General features: G+C 47.2%; 15 protein-coding genes. 2 read left to right on the forward strand and 13 right to left on the reverse strand.

Annotated features, from left to right (window positions below; all coding sequences use genetic code 11):
* Positions 1-76 precede the first annotated feature (76 nt).
* The 9 genes from ACYVB1_RS18005 to ACYVB1_RS18045 form a co-directional block, all read right to left on the reverse strand.
* On the reverse strand, positions 77-751 hold the full coding sequence (locus ACYVB1_RS18005; RefSeq protein WP_460925189.1) for a DedA family protein: 675 nt from the start codon (positions 749-751) through the stop codon (positions 77-79).
* Positions 752-869: 118 nt separating this feature from the next.
* A complete protein-coding gene (locus tag ACYVB1_RS18010; protein ID WP_460925190.1) occupies positions 870-1,232 on the reverse strand; it encodes a hypothetical protein in 363 nt (120 codons plus the stop codon).
* A gap of 80 nt (positions 1,233-1,312) precedes the next feature.
* On the reverse strand, positions 1,313-2,164 hold the full coding sequence (locus tag ACYVB1_RS18015) for a hypothetical protein (RefSeq protein ID WP_460925191.1): 852 nt from the start codon (positions 2,162-2,164) through the stop codon (positions 1,313-1,315).
* Positions 2,165-2,274: 110 nt separating this feature from the next.
* Entirely contained in the window at positions 2,275-3,144 is an 870-nt protein-coding gene (dapA, locus tag ACYVB1_RS18020; protein WP_460925192.1) for a 4-hydroxy-tetrahydrodipicolinate synthase, read from the reverse strand.
* Positions 3,145-3,330: 186 nt separating this feature from the next.
* Positions 3,331-4,068 carry a LytR/AlgR family response regulator transcription factor gene (locus ACYVB1_RS18025; RefSeq protein WP_460925193.1) on the reverse strand — a complete coding sequence of 246 codons (738 nt, stop codon included), beginning with the start codon at positions 4,066-4,068 and terminating at the stop codon, positions 3,331-3,333.
* Positions 4,069-4,072: 4 nt separating this feature from the next.
* Positions 4,073-5,119, reverse strand: coding sequence for a sensor histidine kinase (locus ACYVB1_RS18030; protein WP_460925194.1), 1,047 nt, complete (start codon positions 5,117-5,119; stop codon positions 4,073-4,075).
* A gap of 704 nt (positions 5,120-5,823) precedes the next feature.
* The gene (gene ligA / locus ACYVB1_RS18035) at positions 5,824-7,836 is read right to left on the reverse strand and encodes an NAD-dependent DNA ligase LigA (protein WP_460925195.1); all 2,013 of its coding nucleotides are present in this window, start codon (positions 7,834-7,836) and stop codon (positions 5,824-5,826) included.
* A 198-nt stretch (positions 7,837-8,034) separates the two neighbouring features.
* Positions 8,035-8,538, reverse strand: coding sequence for a DUF4920 domain-containing protein (locus ACYVB1_RS18040; RefSeq protein WP_460925196.1), 504 nt, complete (start codon positions 8,536-8,538; stop codon positions 8,035-8,037).
* A gap of 287 nt (positions 8,539-8,825) precedes the next feature.
* Positions 8,826-9,404, reverse strand: a complete 579-nt coding sequence (locus ACYVB1_RS18045) for a hypothetical protein (protein WP_460925197.1) — start codon at positions 9,402-9,404, stop codon at positions 8,826-8,828.
* A 292-nt stretch (positions 9,405-9,696) separates the two neighbouring features.
* Between ACYVB1_RS18045 and ACYVB1_RS18050 the strand changes: the two genes are divergently transcribed.
* Positions 9,697-10,323, forward strand: coding sequence for a cytochrome c oxidase subunit 3 (locus ACYVB1_RS18050; protein WP_460925198.1), 627 nt, complete (start codon positions 9,697-9,699; stop codon positions 10,321-10,323).
* Positions 10,324-10,410: 87 nt separating this feature from the next.
* Here the strand turns inward: ACYVB1_RS18050 and ACYVB1_RS18055 are convergent, their stop codons facing one another.
* Both ACYVB1_RS18055 and ACYVB1_RS18060 read right to left on the reverse strand, forming a co-directional pair.
* The gene (locus ACYVB1_RS18055; protein WP_460925199.1) at positions 10,411-12,927 is read right to left on the reverse strand and encodes a gliding motility-associated C-terminal domain-containing protein; all 2,517 of its coding nucleotides are present in this window, start codon (positions 12,925-12,927) and stop codon (positions 10,411-10,413) included.
* Between the two features lie 124 nt (positions 12,928-13,051).
* Positions 13,052-13,648: a hypothetical protein gene (locus ACYVB1_RS18060; RefSeq protein ID WP_460925200.1), complete on the reverse strand. Its 597-nt coding sequence runs from the start codon at positions 13,646-13,648 to the stop codon at positions 13,052-13,054.
* Positions 13,649-13,929: 281 nt separating this feature from the next.
* Here ACYVB1_RS18060 and ACYVB1_RS18065 point away from each other — a divergent pair, with 281 nt between their 5' ends.
* Positions 13,930-14,397: a hypothetical protein gene (locus ACYVB1_RS18065; protein WP_460925201.1), complete on the forward strand. Its 468-nt coding sequence runs from the start codon at positions 13,930-13,932 to the stop codon at positions 14,395-14,397.
* Between the two features lie 126 nt (positions 14,398-14,523).
* On the opposite strand, the gene ACYVB1_RS18070 is transcribed toward ACYVB1_RS18065, so the two are convergent.
* Entirely contained in the window at positions 14,524-14,955 is a 432-nt protein-coding gene (locus ACYVB1_RS18070) for a DUF2147 domain-containing protein (RefSeq protein ID WP_460925202.1), read from the reverse strand.
* 759 nt (positions 14,956-15,714) lie between these two features.
* Positions 15,715-16,089: a hypothetical protein gene (locus ACYVB1_RS18075; protein ID WP_460925203.1), complete on the reverse strand. Its 375-nt coding sequence runs from the start codon at positions 16,087-16,089 to the stop codon at positions 15,715-15,717.
* Positions 16,090-16,094: the final 5 nt, after the last annotated feature.

The following is a 16,094-nucleotide window of genomic DNA, read 5'->3' on the forward strand; positions in this document are numbered from 1 at the left end:
ACGTGTGGGATTGCATTTGCTGTCAGTCCTTTTTTGAGATCCTTTTTGGAGATAGTCTTTTATGCTTTGAAAAAGGCTATTTCAGGTCCTGTACTTCCACTTGGCTTTTAAGTGCAAGCTTTTGCTTTACTATGGTTATAACCGGCGGCAGCATGGAAATACCAATAATGGCAAGCACCAGCAGCGAAAAGTTTTGCTTTATTGCCGGCAGGTTTCCGAACATGTAGCCAATCAGCACAAAGAACAGGACCCAGATAAAGGCTCCGGCTATATTATAATACAAAAAGCGGCTGTAGTGCATCTTGCTCATTCCAGCCACAAATGGAGCAAAGGTGCGCACAATCGGAATGAAGCGGGCATAGATGATGGTGCGGCCACCGTAGCGGGCGTAAAAATGCTCCGCCTGCTGCAGGTGTTCCTGCTTCAGGAACCAATAGTTCTTCCGGTACACCCTGCCACCAAATTTCTTGCCTGTCAGGTAGTTAAAAGTGTCGCCCAGGATGGCAGCGGTACAAAGTAAGGCCAGTAACAGCAGGAGGTTTAAACCAGAGGCTGGGATCGCAACTAGTGCACCCAGTGCAAACAGAAGCGAATCTCCCGGCAGGAAAGGAGTCACCACCAGGCCTGTTTCGCAGAAGATGATGAGAAACAGGATAAGGTAAATCCAGCTTTCGTACTGCTGCAACAACTCTACCAGGTGCTGATCGATGTGCAGTATAAAGCCAATCAGGTGCTGAAATAGCTCCATCATAGTAATTTGTAAAAAGGGAAAAAGAATGAAAAGGGTAGCTGTTTCAGGCTTCCTGAGCAAGGAAGGTACAGCCAGTCATCTTGCAGAAAAGATGATGTAGAGGTAAAAGAGGGGAGGATTAAGGCCCTTTTGTGAGAATAGAGTGTTGGAGTATTGTTCCGGAATGGAAAGGGTAGCAGGCAGGAATAGCCTCAGCATGGAGTGCTTGCGGGTAGATCAGCTGTAGAAAGGCCTTTGAGAGCGGAGTCCAAAGCGTTCTCTCTGATTTCTGTAGGATACCTTCTGATTCACCGGCGCTCACTTCGCCGGCTGCTATAATAAAAGGGGCGTCATCAGTAGCATGAACGTTTGCTTCTTTAGCCGGCTCCGGGGTAGGAGCAGCCTTTGCAGCAACAGGTGCTGCAAAAGCCAGCACGCTGCCCAGCAAGATAGCCAGCAGCAGGCTCAGCCTCTTTAAAATATGTACCCCGGTTGTTTTCACAGTAGCAAAGGAATGCAGTTGTAGCATCCAAAACAATAGGGAAGGGCAACAATATTTTTCAGAGGTGCTGCAAGGAAGAATTAGCAGCCTACAACCTCAAACACAGCTACTTTCTCGTACAGCTTCTCGCGCTGTGCTTTAGAAGATAAGAAGAGGGTGTAGCGGGCCACATTATAGTGGTTAGACAGGTCGAGCAGCAGATCCGGAATGCCGTCATTGTCGAGGTCGCCGGCCCATAGCAGCACGTAAATAGAGTCATCAAAAGCCTCATCTTCTGCCAATAGCTGCTCTATCCGCTTGCCATTTTTTGTGCCTGCCACTTTCCAGCCATAGTGCCTGTAGCTGTATTCTCCTGACGTGGCCTGTGTGCTGTCGCCAAAGGATTTGATAAGATAGTCTTTCCCTTTGAAAGTATAGGTAAGTGCTTTGTTTGCCGGAAGTGTTGTTCTGCTGAAAACGGCGGTGTCTATTTGCTCTTTCTGGTAACGATGCAGGCCGGTGAGCAGCAAAACAGCATCAGAGTCTGCTGCTACCACTTCTCTGCCCGACAGCATGCCTTCATTATCACCAACAGGGTCTTCTACTGTGTTTACCTGCACTGTAGTTGGCCGCAAGAGGTATTTTCCAGTCTCATAATAAAGCCCCAGCCACTCTTTTCTTTCAGCGCCCCGCCAAACCTCGTTTTTATGGTAGGTACCTTCCATAAGCAGTTTTAGCGGTGTATCGGGCTCCGGTGAGAGGCCACTTGTATCCAGTACAAGCGTGGCCTGTGGCACTGCCGCTAAATCAGCACCTTTCTGTAAGTCACCCACATTGCCTTCCTCCCCGCTGTGATCTGTTTGTGTGCCTGTATTCGTTTCGTTCTTTCGCTCCTGGCAGCTGAACAGCAGGAGCAGGCTACAACATAGCAGCAGGCGGAAGTGTGGCGTCATGGTGTGTAGGTTTTGTAGTTAACAGAAGAAACAGCAGCAGCCTGTGTCAAGTCAACAGAAAAAGGTCAGTACTGAAGCTGACCTTTTTCTGTTGACTTGATGACATATGTCTATAAGACCTTAAAAAGCTTATCGCGTAAACCAGCCGAAGCCTCCACAAGTGGCAACCTTACACTGGCATTACAAATCCCAAACCGCTCCAGCAACACTTTCACTCCCACAGGGTTGCCCTCCTCGTACATGAGCGGGTTGATGTCTACAAAGCTGAACAACAGTTCAGCGGCTTCTTTAAAATTACTCTGCAGTGCTAGCTGCACCATGCTGCTGAACTTGTCTGGAAAGGCATTTGCCAGTACAGAAATGGAGCCCTCTGCTCCAAAAGAAATCATTGGTACAGTCATCATGTCATCACCGCTGATGAGCATAAAGCCTTCCGGTTTATGCTTGGCAATGGCCATACACTGCTCCAGGTTCCCGGAGGCCTCTTTGATTCCGATAATGTTCTCGTGCAGCGCAAGTTTCAGCGTAGTGTCCGCTGTCATGTTGCTGCCTGTGCGGCCAGGTACGTTGTACAAAATAACAGGGACCGGAGATGTTTCTGCTATTTGTATAAAGTGTTGGTAAATACCTTGTTGCGATGGCTTGTTGTAAGCAGGGCTTACAGAAAGTATGGCGCTGATACCTTCCAGGTCTGTAGAAGCAATTTGCTCTGTCACCTGTTGTGTATTATTGCCTCCAAGGCCGTAAACCAGGGCCACCTGGCCTTTTACATGCGCCTTTATAAACTTAAGTATCTCTGTTTTTTCAGCAGTACTGGTAGTAGCAGACTCGGCAGTAGTGCCGTTAATTACAATATAATTTACTTTCCCCTCCAGCACAAAATCCAGCAGCTTTTGAAGTGCGTCGTAATCTACTGCCAGGTCTTTTGTAAATGGCGTTACTAAAGCGACCCCTGTTCCTATTAATTTCTCTCTTACCATGTTCTTTCTTTACAGAGCACGAAGTTCGAATTAAGAATCCTTTTCTGCAAATGCATTAGGTCAAAAAGACTGAAGAGTAAGGTGCAGAGGATGCAGTGCAGAAACAGTTGGACAAGCTACACATAGCTCTGATTGGGTCTTGTGGTTGGTAAAGTAACATGACACTTCCACTAGAGCATCCTCCTTTTACTGGATGTTGTTTTCTTCTACCCATTTCAGAAACTGCTCTTTATAGACTTCCCCAATCGGAATCTCTTTGCTCCCGATGCGGATGCGGCTTTTCTCAATGCTGTCGATCTTCTGCAGCGATACGATAAAAGACCTGTGCACACGCAGGAAGCGGGAATCCGGTAGCTTTTCCATCATTTTGTTCATGGAGAGCAGCGTAATAATTTTCTGGTCCTTTGTCTGGATAATGATGTAGTCTTTGAGCCCCTCTATCCAGAGTATGTCTATGAAGTCTACGCGTATGGTTTTGTAGTCGGCTTTTACGAACATAAAATCATGCTCCTGTGCTGCGTGCGTGGCCGGAGCAGCATGGGCCACCTCCGCTGCCTTACCGTTTCGCTGTAGCCGCTCCTGTGCTTTGGTGACTGCCTTCAGAAAACGGTCGAAGGGAATGGGCTTGAGCAGGTAGTCTACGGCGTCCTGGTTAAAACCCTCCAGGGCATAATCCGGGTAAGCGGTAGTGAAAATAATAAGCGGCTGGTTTTTCAGGATGTTCAGAAACTGTATACCCGTTAGTTCGGGCATTTCTATGTCCAGGAACATCAGGTCTACCTTCTCTTCCTGCAGCACCTGCATGGCCTCTGTGGCACTGGAGCAGGTTCTGACCAGCTGCAGAAAGGGCAGTTTTTTTATATAACTCTCTAATATATCCAGGGCCAACGGCTCGTCGTCCACGGCGATGCAACGTACATTCATAGTTTTATTTGTGATTAGAACTGAAGTATATTTTCAAAGTCGCATAAAAAGCCCCATTCTTCTCCTCGAAAGAAAGCTGGTGCCGGTTTTGGTACAGCAGGTTCAGGCGCTGCTTCAGGTTTTCGAGACCAATGCCGCCGAACTCCCGCTTTTTATGGGTACTGGTGTTGTTGATAGTGCTAAAGAGCAGGGAGTTATTCTTCACTACCAGGTTCAGGGTAATGCCGATTTCGTTCTTGCTGACCAGGCCATGCTTGAAGGCATTTTCCACCAGTGTCATTAACAACATGGGGGCAATTTGCTTTCCCTGCAGGTCACCTTCAATATTGAACCTGATGCTAGTATGCTCCCGCAGGCGTAGCTTCTGCAGGTCAATGAAGTTGTTAATATGGTCTACTTCCTTCTCCAGGCTTACCAGTGTGTCGTTGCTCTCATACAGCATGTACCGCATCAGAAGCGAGAGCTTCATAATGGCATCCGGTGTCTCCGGGTGCTGTTTATAAGCTAGTGAGTATATGTTGTTTAGGGTGTTAAACAGGAAGTGTGGGTTTACTTGCGATTTCAGGTAGGCCAGCTCTGCCATCAGTTTCTGTGTCTCCAGTTCCTTGTTGCGCCGCTCGTTGCGGATGTAGTTCCCCGTTACCTTCAGCGCAGAGCTGATGAAGGTCGTGACGAGGCCACCCAGCACGTACTGCAGCAGGCGCTCATAACTGAACAGGCTGGTCATGCCCGGGTTATAGTCCCGGAACAGGTAGTAGTCAAAAGGCGCCTGCAAAACAGCTACTGCTACGAGCATGGTAAGTACAGCGGCTACATACAGCAGAATGCGGTTGCGGGCCAGGTACTTCGGTATGAGAACATACCAGTTAAAGTAAAATATCAGCAGGTGAAATAATAAGCCAAACGTTATATCCAGCCCCTTCCCGAAGGTGAGGGTGCGGTTGGCATATACAAAATAGAAAATCCAGGCGATGAATATCAGCCAACCGGCAACATGCAGCGCTATCTGATAGCGCTTCTTCATCGTTGCCTCTGGTAGCGTTATGTTCATGGTGTCCGGGGGTGCAGCTAAGTGATGGTTGTGTGGAAGCTGAATTGTCAGGCTACTCGTTCGCCTTACCTCTAAAGTTAAGCAAAATGTGTCTTAAATCCCGCTGAAGAGGAGAAGTATATACAAATAGCTATTTTGTAACTATGAAGCGCCTATTTTAAAAGATAAAACCGTTTTCTTTCGAATGGCAGCCCTGATCTAGGTTTTACCAGGGCTGGTATAACTTACTTTTGAAAGGTAATAATTAAGTGCAGCTTAGTGGAAGTCATCACTGGAAGTAGCCTAAGAGACCTTGCATCATTGAAACGTACAGGCTGAGTGCTGGCACTGCTGTACGACCTTTAACTTATTGTTTTATATTGAATAGCTAGTGTACTGATAACAAGTGGCATATATGAGATACTGGAACTGATGTTGCGCCTGAGCCATGACAGAGGATAAACAGTTTTCCTTTTCACTATTGTCTTTTTTACTTACCCGTTGATGACGGTAATGAGGTTTCCGTTTGCGGAAATCGCCCGGAGCATCGTGGCAGAAGAGGTGCTGCTGCGTTCAGGAGTTGGGGTAGCAGTGCCTGTGCTGTGGTGCCTGGAGGTTTACCAAAAGAGATATCGTGTAAGATTTTGTTTGTTGTTTGTTAGCGTGTTTGTAGAAAAGGCACCGCTGCTTTCGCAGCCGGTGCCTTTTGTTCAACAGCAAGCCAGTTACTCCTGTATCATGGCCAGAAATTCACCTTCTGTCAGTATCCGAATCCCCAGCTTATTTGCTTTCTCCAGTTTGGCAGGGCCCATTTTATCCCCGGCCACCAGGTAAGTGAGTTTGGCTGAGATAGATGAGACCACTTTTCCGCCGTGGCTGATGATAAGCTGCTGTAGCTCTTCGCGGCTCACGCTCTGGAATACGCCTGAAATTACGAAGGTACTTCCTGCCAGCTTTTCGCTTTCCATTTCAGGGGCAGTGTTCTCAGCCTTGAAATTCAACCCCGAAGCTTTCAGGCGCTCCACCAGCTGTACATGATCCGGGTTCTGGAAATACTCAATGATGGAGCTGGCAATACGGCCGCCTATTTCATTGATGGCAATCAATTCTTCATAGGTTGCGCCCCGCAGTGCCTCTAAATCCGGCAATTGCTCTGCCAGCTTCCTGGCCACTGTGCTTCCTACGAACCGGATACCTAGGGCAAACAGTACCCGATCGTAAGGGGTTTCTTTCGACTTCTCGAGGCTGGCCAGTATGTTGTTTGCAGATTTCTCGCCCATGCGCTCCAGGCCCACCAGTTGCTCAAAGGTCAGGTCGTAGAGGTCTGCCGCGTTGCGCACCAGATTTGTTCTGTATAGCTGCTCAATGGTTTCCGGTCCTAAGCCATCTATGTTCATGGCTTTGCGTGAAATGAAGTGCTCCAGCTTTGCCTTTATCTGCGGCGGGCAACCTTCTTCATTCGGGCAGTAGAAATGGGCTTCTCCTTCTGTGCGCACCAATGGTGTGGCGCAGGCCGGGCATTCAGTAGGGTAAACAATGGGCTGACTGTCTGCCGGGCGTTTCTCAAAGTTAACCCCTGTGATTTTAGGGATGATTTCGCCTCCCTTTTCTACAAAAACTGTGTCGCCAATCCGCAGGTCCAGCCGCTGGATTTCGTTTGCGTTGTGTACGGAGGCTCGTTTTACGACAGTACCTGCCAACTGCACCGGTTCTAAGAGCGCTACGGGGGTTACTGCGCCTGTTCGGCCCACCTGGTACTGAATGCCCTGTAGCTGCGTTGCGGCACTCATGGCGGCATATTTGTAGGCAATTGCCCATCGTGGGCTCTTGGCTGTGAAGCCAAGCTCCTCCTGCAGGGCATAGCTGTTTACTTTTACCACCACTCCATCAGTGGCAATCGGTAGTTCAAAGCGCTTTGTTTCCCATTCGTTGATATAGTCCAGCACGGCATCAATGCCGTGGCACTTGCGCCAGGTGTCTGACACCTTGAACCCCCATTTCTGCACTGCCTGCAGGCTTTCGGAATGGGTGTCGAAGGGGTTTGGGGAGCAATGGAAGGAATAAGAGAAGCAACCCAGTTTACGGCTGGCCACGATGGAAGAATCCTGTTGCTTCAGTGTGCCGGAGGCGGCATTCCGTGGGTTTGCCAGCAGTTGCTCGCCGGCTTCCTCACGCTCCGTGTTCAGTTGCTCAAACACCTGTAGCGGCAGGAATACTTCTCCCCGTACCTCAAATAAATCCGGATAGCCCTGGCCATGCACCTGCAGGGGCACATCATGAATGGTGCGTACGTTGGCAGTAATGTCATCGCCGCGTGTGCCGTCGCCGCGGGTGGCTCCCTGCACAAACTGCCCGTTCTCATAAGTCAGGCTAATGGCTACGCCGTCAAACTTCTGCTCACAAACATATTCCACCTCATCACCTATGGCCTTGCGAACCCGCTTGTCAAACTCGCGCAGGTCCTCTTCTGAGTAGGTGTTGCTGAGCGAGAGCATCGGCCATTTATGGTATACTGTTTTAAAGTTCTTGGTGATAGTGCCCCCTACACGCAGGGTAGGGGAGTTGGGCTGGCGCAGATCCGGGTGCTTTTCTTCCAGGTCCTGCAGTTGCTTCAGCATCATGTCGAACTCATAGTCCGGCACTTCTGAAATGCTGTTCTGGTAATATTGGTAGTTCAGGTAGTTTATGCGTTCTGTCAGCTGCTGTATCTGCTGTGCTGGATCTTTCTCTGATATCATGCCGGGGTCTTTTGTTCTATCGGTAAAAATAGGAAAGAGAAGTCAGATTAAGTGGCGCATCGAAAGGGAAATTGTGCGCCTGTTGTGTTAGGCTGCATGCCCACCATGAAACTAAAAAAGCCTGATGCAGTACCACCAGGCTTCAGGAAAGATTCAGTTATAAGTCCCTACCTTTTTCTTTCTTAGTAAGTTAAGGCGCTACTTCAGGATGACGCCATCTGCTATGAAACGCAACTCTTCTTTAGGCGCTATGATGGCAGCTATCTCTGCCTCCGGTTTTCCTGCATCCTGCGCGTAATGACGTTGGTCCTCTACAGAAATAACCTCCCGTTTTGCTGTCCCGGTAAAAATCACCTGCCTGCCTTTCAGGTCTTCTACGGGCACAAAGAAGCCGTAATTGCGGAAGGTAATTTTCATGGTGCTGTTGTCAGCTAGTTTTACATCCATCCAGCAGCCTTTCGCCTGGCAACTCTCTACTACCTCGGCAGCTACAGTAGCTTGTAAGGAGTCTTTTCCAGCTACTGCTTCGGAAAGCTGGGTGGCGGGTATCACCCCTGCTTCCGGTACGGCAGCACCATAGGTGGAGCCGGTGTTACTTTCTGTAGCGGTCATTTCGTTAGCGGGTGTGTCAGCGGCGGTTTTTACCTGGTTGCAACTAAAGCTGCCAGCTGCTAAGCACAGTGCAAGGGCAATGTTTTTCATGCTATTACAGTTTGTTTGGATCTTCATAAAGATAATTAATCGTTAACAGGTATTTCATAACAGCACCCGTTTTAGTTTGTCAGTTTGAGGTAACTCGTGTGATGCCTGTAGGCCGTACACCAAAGGTGCTGTAAAAGAAAAGAAGGAGGGAGGAAATAAATTAATGGAGTGTGTAAAATGTGTATAACAATATTTGTTAATTGTTTTAATGTCAGATTAATGATTATTTATGATAAAATATATACTTTAACATAAGTGTGGCTGCTTTATGCTTTTATGAATGGGCCTTACCGCTGCCCCAGGTTGCTCCATTGAGCCCGTTCAATACTGAAATGTACTCTGCCCGTGAGCAGTGGCACATACTTTACTGGCAGAGACGCCTGGAAATTATTCAGCATCAGGTCAAAGTTGGTAGAGAAGTAAAAGGTATTGTTCTCAGGCAGGAATGAGACCGGGATGATAGTTTCATTATTGACACCCTGCAAACTGATGGAGGTGGTACAGCCTCTGTTAGCGGGCGTAAACCTACCTGTGTTGGCCTGCTGTTCCGGAGCTTCAATCATGATGCGAAGCTCAGGGTATTTGGCCCCGAAGAGCACTTCATAGGCCATGGCAGGTGGAATGGTATCGTTGAGGGGAACCAGACTAGCCACAGGAAGGACACACTCGAGCCTGTGTGTGGCTTTGTTGTGGCGCACCATCATCTGGTTTGACACAAACTCATAACGCTGTCCTATCCCTTCCAGCGCTACCACTATGGTATTGTTGCCTGTGTATGGTTCACGCTCATCCTGTGCCAGAACCTCCAGGCTGAACAAAGGTAGCAGTAACAAGCCGAGAAATACTTTTGTTATATAATTCTTCATAAAAGCCCATTAGGTAAAGCTGTTGCTTTTTAAACGCAGATTCCGAAATTAGGATGTTATGATTATGGAGCCAGGTGAAAGAATGCGGGGTATAATTGTTGTAACACAACATATTACACTTTTTGCTGTTCTGATGTCAGGGTTTGAAGTACTTAAATTAATTGGGTAAAATCCTAAACTAATTATGCCCTCAGAGGTATAAATATAAAAGATAAACACAAAAGTAAAACGCACTGTGGGCTTCGCTGTTCCACAGATAGATATAGATAAAGAGCTGAAAAAGAGGCTGAGGATGGATTCAGATAAGAAAAAACAAATAAACGCAACGCAGAGCTTTGCCTTCCGGAGGATTGAAAAAATGCACCCTATCCGGATGTTGCTCTACCTGAGCATGATCGGAATAGGAGTTCTATTTTTTATACTGACGGTGGCCTTCGCTCGCACCGGAGGTTTCAACGGGGAACAGTTTCAACTACCTAAATTCTTTAGTGTAAGTGCCATCCTGCTTCTTTTCAGCAGCTATACCATGTCGAAGGTGCCGGGCCTGTACAAGAAAGAGAGATTGAAGAAGATGGTGCGGTACCTGGCAGTGACGTTGACGCTGGGTATTCTCTTCATAGGAGCGCAACTGATCGGGTGGAATGAGATGTCTAAAACAGGCGTGTATTTTTCAGGCAAGGCTTCTGGTACTTACCTGTACCTTATTTCAGCACTGCATATTCTGCACTTGCTCGGAGGTATCATCTTCCTGTCGTTTATGCTCTTTAAAACGATATATGTGGCCTCTGATGGCGTCCGTAGCCTTATTTTTATCCGTGACCCTTTCAGGCACCTGCAGCTGTCTATGTTAAACAGCTACTGGCATTTTATGGATTTCCTGTGGCTCGGCCTTTACTTCGTCTTCCTCTTTATAGCATAACCCGATTTAGTTAATTGTTACATAAAGCAGAAGTCCCTCTCATGTACACACTTGAGAGGGACTTCTGCTTTAGGGGGCTGGCTGCCCTTATTTTACAATAGTAACAGAGCCTTTGTATTTGGTAGTCCCGTAATCAATCACGTACAAGTATACGCCGGGATTTACTCCCGCACCATCCCATTTAAAGTTGCTGTTCGTATTGCCGTACACTTGCTTTCCCCAGCGGTTGAAGATCTGTATGCTGGAGAAAACAGCCGTACAAAACTCAGAAGGCAGGTTCGGAACTTCAAAGAAGTCATTTTTGCCGTCGCCGTTGGGGGTGAAGATATTGGGTGGGATGTAGTCGGCAATACTTGGGGCTTTCACACGGAACTCCATGGTTAACTGCTGTGGCGAGGGGTCACAGGCATCTTCTGCCAGCGTGAAGTTTACGCGCAACACCTCCTGCTCTGTGGCTCTGCAAATGGCCTGCATCGTGAATGTGCCCGTTGCGTTCCCTGCACCTCCTGTGCTCTGAAAGCTCATACCATATTCTGCAAGGTTAAAACCATCTCCGGCTGCAGAGAGTATCAGGTTGTCCAGATCTACATCTGCTCCGGTTAGCTGCGCTTCAAACGACTCATTCAGGTTTAACTCGAAAGTCAGTACGTTCTGGTCAGTGGTTAGAGTGGGGGCGTTGTTAGGTGCTTTTAAGCGAAACTCCAGCACCAGTTCCTGATCTGAAGGTGGTGCACAGGCATCTTCTGTTAAGATGTACTTTACACGCAGTGTGCCCTGATTGAACGCTTCACAGGTTGGTGTCCATTGAAAGTTGCCTGTGGCTTCGCCGTTGCCGCCTGTGCTGGTGAATACCATTCCGTAATCCCCCAGGTTAAAGCCTTCACCCTGTGCTATAAGGGCAAGCAGGTCTTCATCTATGTCAGTTCCGTAAAGATTGGCCTCGAAAGGCATACCCACCTCCAGTTCAATCACCTGGTCTGGCTGGTCAGAGGTGAGAACAGGTAAATTGTTGTTGCTTTCGGGTTGAACATCTATCGTTACCGTTCGCGTGACTGGCTCATTACAGAACATGGAGGTCACTATGAAGTCTAACTTATAGGATTCGTTTTTCATGACTTCACAATCTATGTCCCAGCTGAAAGCCGATTGCACCTGGCCAGTGCCACTGCCTCCGGCAAAGGTGATGTCATGGTTGCTGATAGAAAAGCCCTGTCCTTCGGCTTTTAAAGAGACGATGTCTTCATCCGGATCGAGGCCCAGCACATCAAAGGTGAGCCTGTCACCCTCCTTTACTTTAAAAACCCGGTTGGTGGTAGAGAGAGAGACAGTGGGCGAAGCGTCTGGTATTGGTTCTACCATCAGGCTGAGCCGCACGGTGTCCTGGCGGGGCAGGCTGCACCCGTCGTCCTGCACAATAAGGTCCAGTTCATACACTTCTCCTCCTGTGTCAAAGCAATCGGCAAAGCAGATGGTTGCCTTTAGTGAGTCCAGGGCGTTTCCCTGGTTAATCATGCCGCTTGTAGTTCCTGTAAAGGTGTAGTCGCTGCCGGAAAAATTAACCGGCCTTGCCCGCAACGATACAAACTCGCTTAAGTCTGGGTCTGTGATAAAAATGTCAATACAGCGACTGTCTGTAGGGCTGATACGGAGCACGGTGCCCCTTTCATAAAACTCTGTTTTACCCTGCTCCCGGGCTGCTATCTGGGGAGACTGATTCCGGGGGCAATCCAGCACGAGCACCTGGAAATCGCGCCGCACTTCACCTATCTTTCTTCCGTTCCTGAACTCCTGGGCCCGTACCCCGAAAACAAAAAGGCCCACCCGGTCAGGCCGCATGATGAGCTGCCCTGTATTGCGGTCAATCGTCATATTTGGGTTACCCCGCACCTGTACGTTGCTGCTGTAGCCAGGCAGCCACCTAACCTCGGGATAGGGCGCCGGTTTTGGCGGAATGTTGTAGACGGGCATCTGGGTAGTGGTATATCCGTTCAAGGGTGTAACCATGTCATACACGATGGAATCGCCATCAGGGTCTGTGCCGTTGAAGTCAAAGTAAAAGAGTTCGCCAACACAGGCATAGTCGCTGAGCGGCGGAAACAGGACAGGGGAGGAGTTCTGGAATGGTTGCCTGTTCTGCACTACCGGCGGAAACTCCATATAGAAGGTTTGTGCGGCATTCTGCGGGGCTGAGATGTTGTTGATGGTGTTATTGCGGCAGCAGCGTTCCCAGGTAACGTAGTAGCCTTGTGGTTCATTGAAAACGCTTGGGTTCAGGTAGATTGTCTGATAGTAGACAATCTTTCTCGTCACAAGCTCTCCACTTGCACAGTCGATGTTGGTGTATTGTACCAGCGACTGCTCCTGGATAAACATTACCTGCGAAGCAATATGCTGGTTAGTAGCTTTGCTGAATATGTTAACGGTAATAGAAGGGTCTAGCGCTCCGGGGTTTCCGTTTACCACATCGAAGTACAGGTTAAGCTTAAGCCGGTAATTGTAATCAGTTAAATGTTGTAGCTCAAACTCACCACCCACAATATGTGTGGCGCGTGCACTTACAGAAAGTAGCAGAAAACATATAAATAAAAGTAAGTATTGCCGCATAAGCAAAAAAAGAATATTAGAACAACATCTGTTTATGATTTAAATGTATCTAAAAGAAATGAAAGTTAAAACTGGCAATTCCCTGTAAATGCTCTGTTTATTCGGCTTTTATGCTGGTCTGGGCTTATCTGACGCGCCCCTCCTCCGGCTGTAGCACTTTTTCAAGCAGTTCGTCAAATGGGAGTGGTTTCGAGAAATAGGGGTCGTTGTACACATTCGCCACAAACCGGATGTAGCCCGGCTGGTGGTTTACTTTAACGTAGTCTAAAAGAATGTTGCCATATTGCTGGTTGCAGAGGCTGGTTCCTGTCAGGTCGGAGGCAGGAGGGGTCAGCACGTGTTTCTCTACCTGTTCCAGATAGCACTCATGCCGCACCTCCAGCTTATCGCAGCTGTGCAGGGTGTAGCCCTGCCCTTGCACCCGGTCTTTTAACAGATCAAAAAAGTACGTGAAATTACAGGCGCCTATACGGGGATCGTAAAAGAAGATGCATCCCCGAACATGCTCATCCTGCGTTACCTGCACCCGATACTGGCTCGGCAAGTTCGCCTTTTTGTAGTGGTAAGCCTTAAAAAACAGACCGGTCCAATTAAGGTACACCTGTTCCTCCACCCATGTTTTATAGGCAGCCAGATACCTGCCGGATCGCTCCAGCCTGGTGCAGGTGGGTTTGCCATTATTTTGGCCAAACAATCGTTTAAAATATTCGTTAAATGGCATTTGATAATTTACCCATAAAACATAGTTCGCTCTAAATAGTTTAAGCCTTGCCTGACGGCTTTATATTCCAAGCGAAATATCCAGGAATAGCAAATTCTAAATTTAGTAAAATTATACTGAAGCAGACCGGTTGAAGTGAAGTAGAGCCCCTGTATATATTTTCCGGGCGTACTGCATATATGTATATGCTGTAGTCTGAGAGGAGCATAACAGGCGCGGTACACTAAGAGCCACTGCAAAAGGAAGGACAATTGTGCTTAATGCTATTTTATACTTTAACTATGGAAATACTGACACAAGAACTTGAGACAAAGAAGCGGCTGCTTCAGGAGTGCTCCAAAATTTTGAGCACGCAGATAAAGGCCGCGAAAGATGCAATGAATGAGGCACAGGAAAGTGCCAATGAGCATCAAGGCGCTATGGAAGACAAATTTGAGTCTTTTAGGGAGAATTGCCAGATACAGCGTGATTTATATGCAAGGCAATTAGACGAACTGATGCGGACAATGGGTATTCTGCGTAGCATCAATGCTACCAAACTGAACAAAGAAGTATCATTGGGGGCGGTAGTGTATACCTCATTCCAGAATTGTTTCATTGGCGTCAGCCTGGGAGAAGTTAAGCTGGATGGAGAATCCTTTTTCGCTATTTCAGGCATGTCCCCGCTTTATAAAGCGATGGCAGGCAAAACTGCTGGCGAGGAATTTATCTTCCGTGATAAAAAATATAAGGTGCTGCAGGTATTTTAGAAAAAATCTTGTCAGAGACAAAACATTTTGCCCCGACCTGCAGTTTTAAAGTTGGTAAAGGGTTAAAAAAAGAGGTTAGCGCATGCGCTAACCTCTTTCTGTTTGTATGGTGTATGGAAGACTTATTTATCTTACGCGTGTCCAGGTCTGTGATCTGCCTATCAGCGAAATGCCAATGTACCCCTTCACTTCCATTTTATTTTTGTTGATCATCTTCATGTAAGACGAATAGGTCTTGCCACTCTCCGGATCGTAGATGGTGCCGTCATCCCACTTGTTATCGCCATCATATTCAAAACCTTTCATAAAAACCAGTCCTTTTAGGGGTTGTGTACGTTGCTTTTTATCAGGGTTATTATCGTCCATTTTAGGCTTTCCGTTCCTGTTGGGCTCTTTTAGCGAAATAATTTTAGCGCATAGCTTATTGCCGCACTCATAGATTTCAAATTCGGCTTTTCCATCCTGGTTCGTCCAGACACCAAGAGGGGATAAGGTCTGAGCCCAGGCGCCGGTTGTGAACAGCATGAGCACAACAAAAGATAAGAGGTACTTTTTCATGATTAGGATTTGTTAGGTTTAATATGCAACGAAATATAATTAAAAATTCAGGATATGCTAAGACCTTACATTCATGTGAACGCAAATATTCTACCAAAATACGATTTCGTTCGAAAAAATTAGATCTAATTTACAATACAAAGTTTTAACCCTTAAAACTCCTCTGAAAATGGTTATAACATTGTTTTCTTCTTCAGGAGCAAATGGTCAAGAATAAATCAATGTTCTACAAATAAAATAACAGGCAGCATTTTTTGATAGGGGTAAAGAGAGCAGGGCAGGAGCGAGTAGATTTCGTAGCTGGTTGATACTTAAGGACTTGGTTTGGGAAGGGCCACGTAAGGGGGGTGCTAAAAACGGGTGCCTCAGAAAAGTATAAAAAATATGTACAAAAGCTTGTGAACTTTTAAGCGTTCTTTTACCTTTATAAACAAGTAATAGTAGCGAGTGCTACGGCTCTGGTCTAACAACCTAATACATTAATTGGTCGAAGGTTCAGGGTTATGTTGGACTAATGAGAAAGGAGGTGCTGATGTCTAATCCCAAACAAGTGTTATCAAGCCTAAGTAATAGTATTCACCTAAACCGTGAGTCGGCTTCATAAACGGGATTTGCTGTTTGTGCAGCATTAATTACAAATGGTCTTCGGATGGTGACCTGAAAAACAGGAAGCCGCTTGGTAAGACTTTTTAGGATTCTGAAACACCTGGTGTAACTTGACGGGCTACACCAGGTGTTTCTATTTTTACCCATTCTGGTTTACAGGTCGTCCTTGTAAATCGTGTTGTTCCGCATTCGCCGCTCTCTTATAAAAGTACCAACGTAAAAGCACACCGCCACAAGACAGCTTAAGCCCATAATCAGAAGCAGGATATTTCTCCTGTTCCATTCAAATGTATCCGGGTCTACCCGCATCACCACCAGCAGGCCCACCAACAGGGTTAGTGCCGAAACCGTGTGAAACACAAAACGGTTGTGTTTGCGCAGGTGATAAGTACAGGCCAGCAGCAGCAAGCCAAAAAAAGGCGCGATAAGAGCAGTGGGTGGTTTAGCAGGATTGGCAAAATAGCCTATTAGCCCGGCTATTATCAGCACAAGTGCATTAATGGTGTTGATGATGTAAGGATGTACCATGACAG

The organism is Pontibacter brevis (assembly GCF_054779655.1).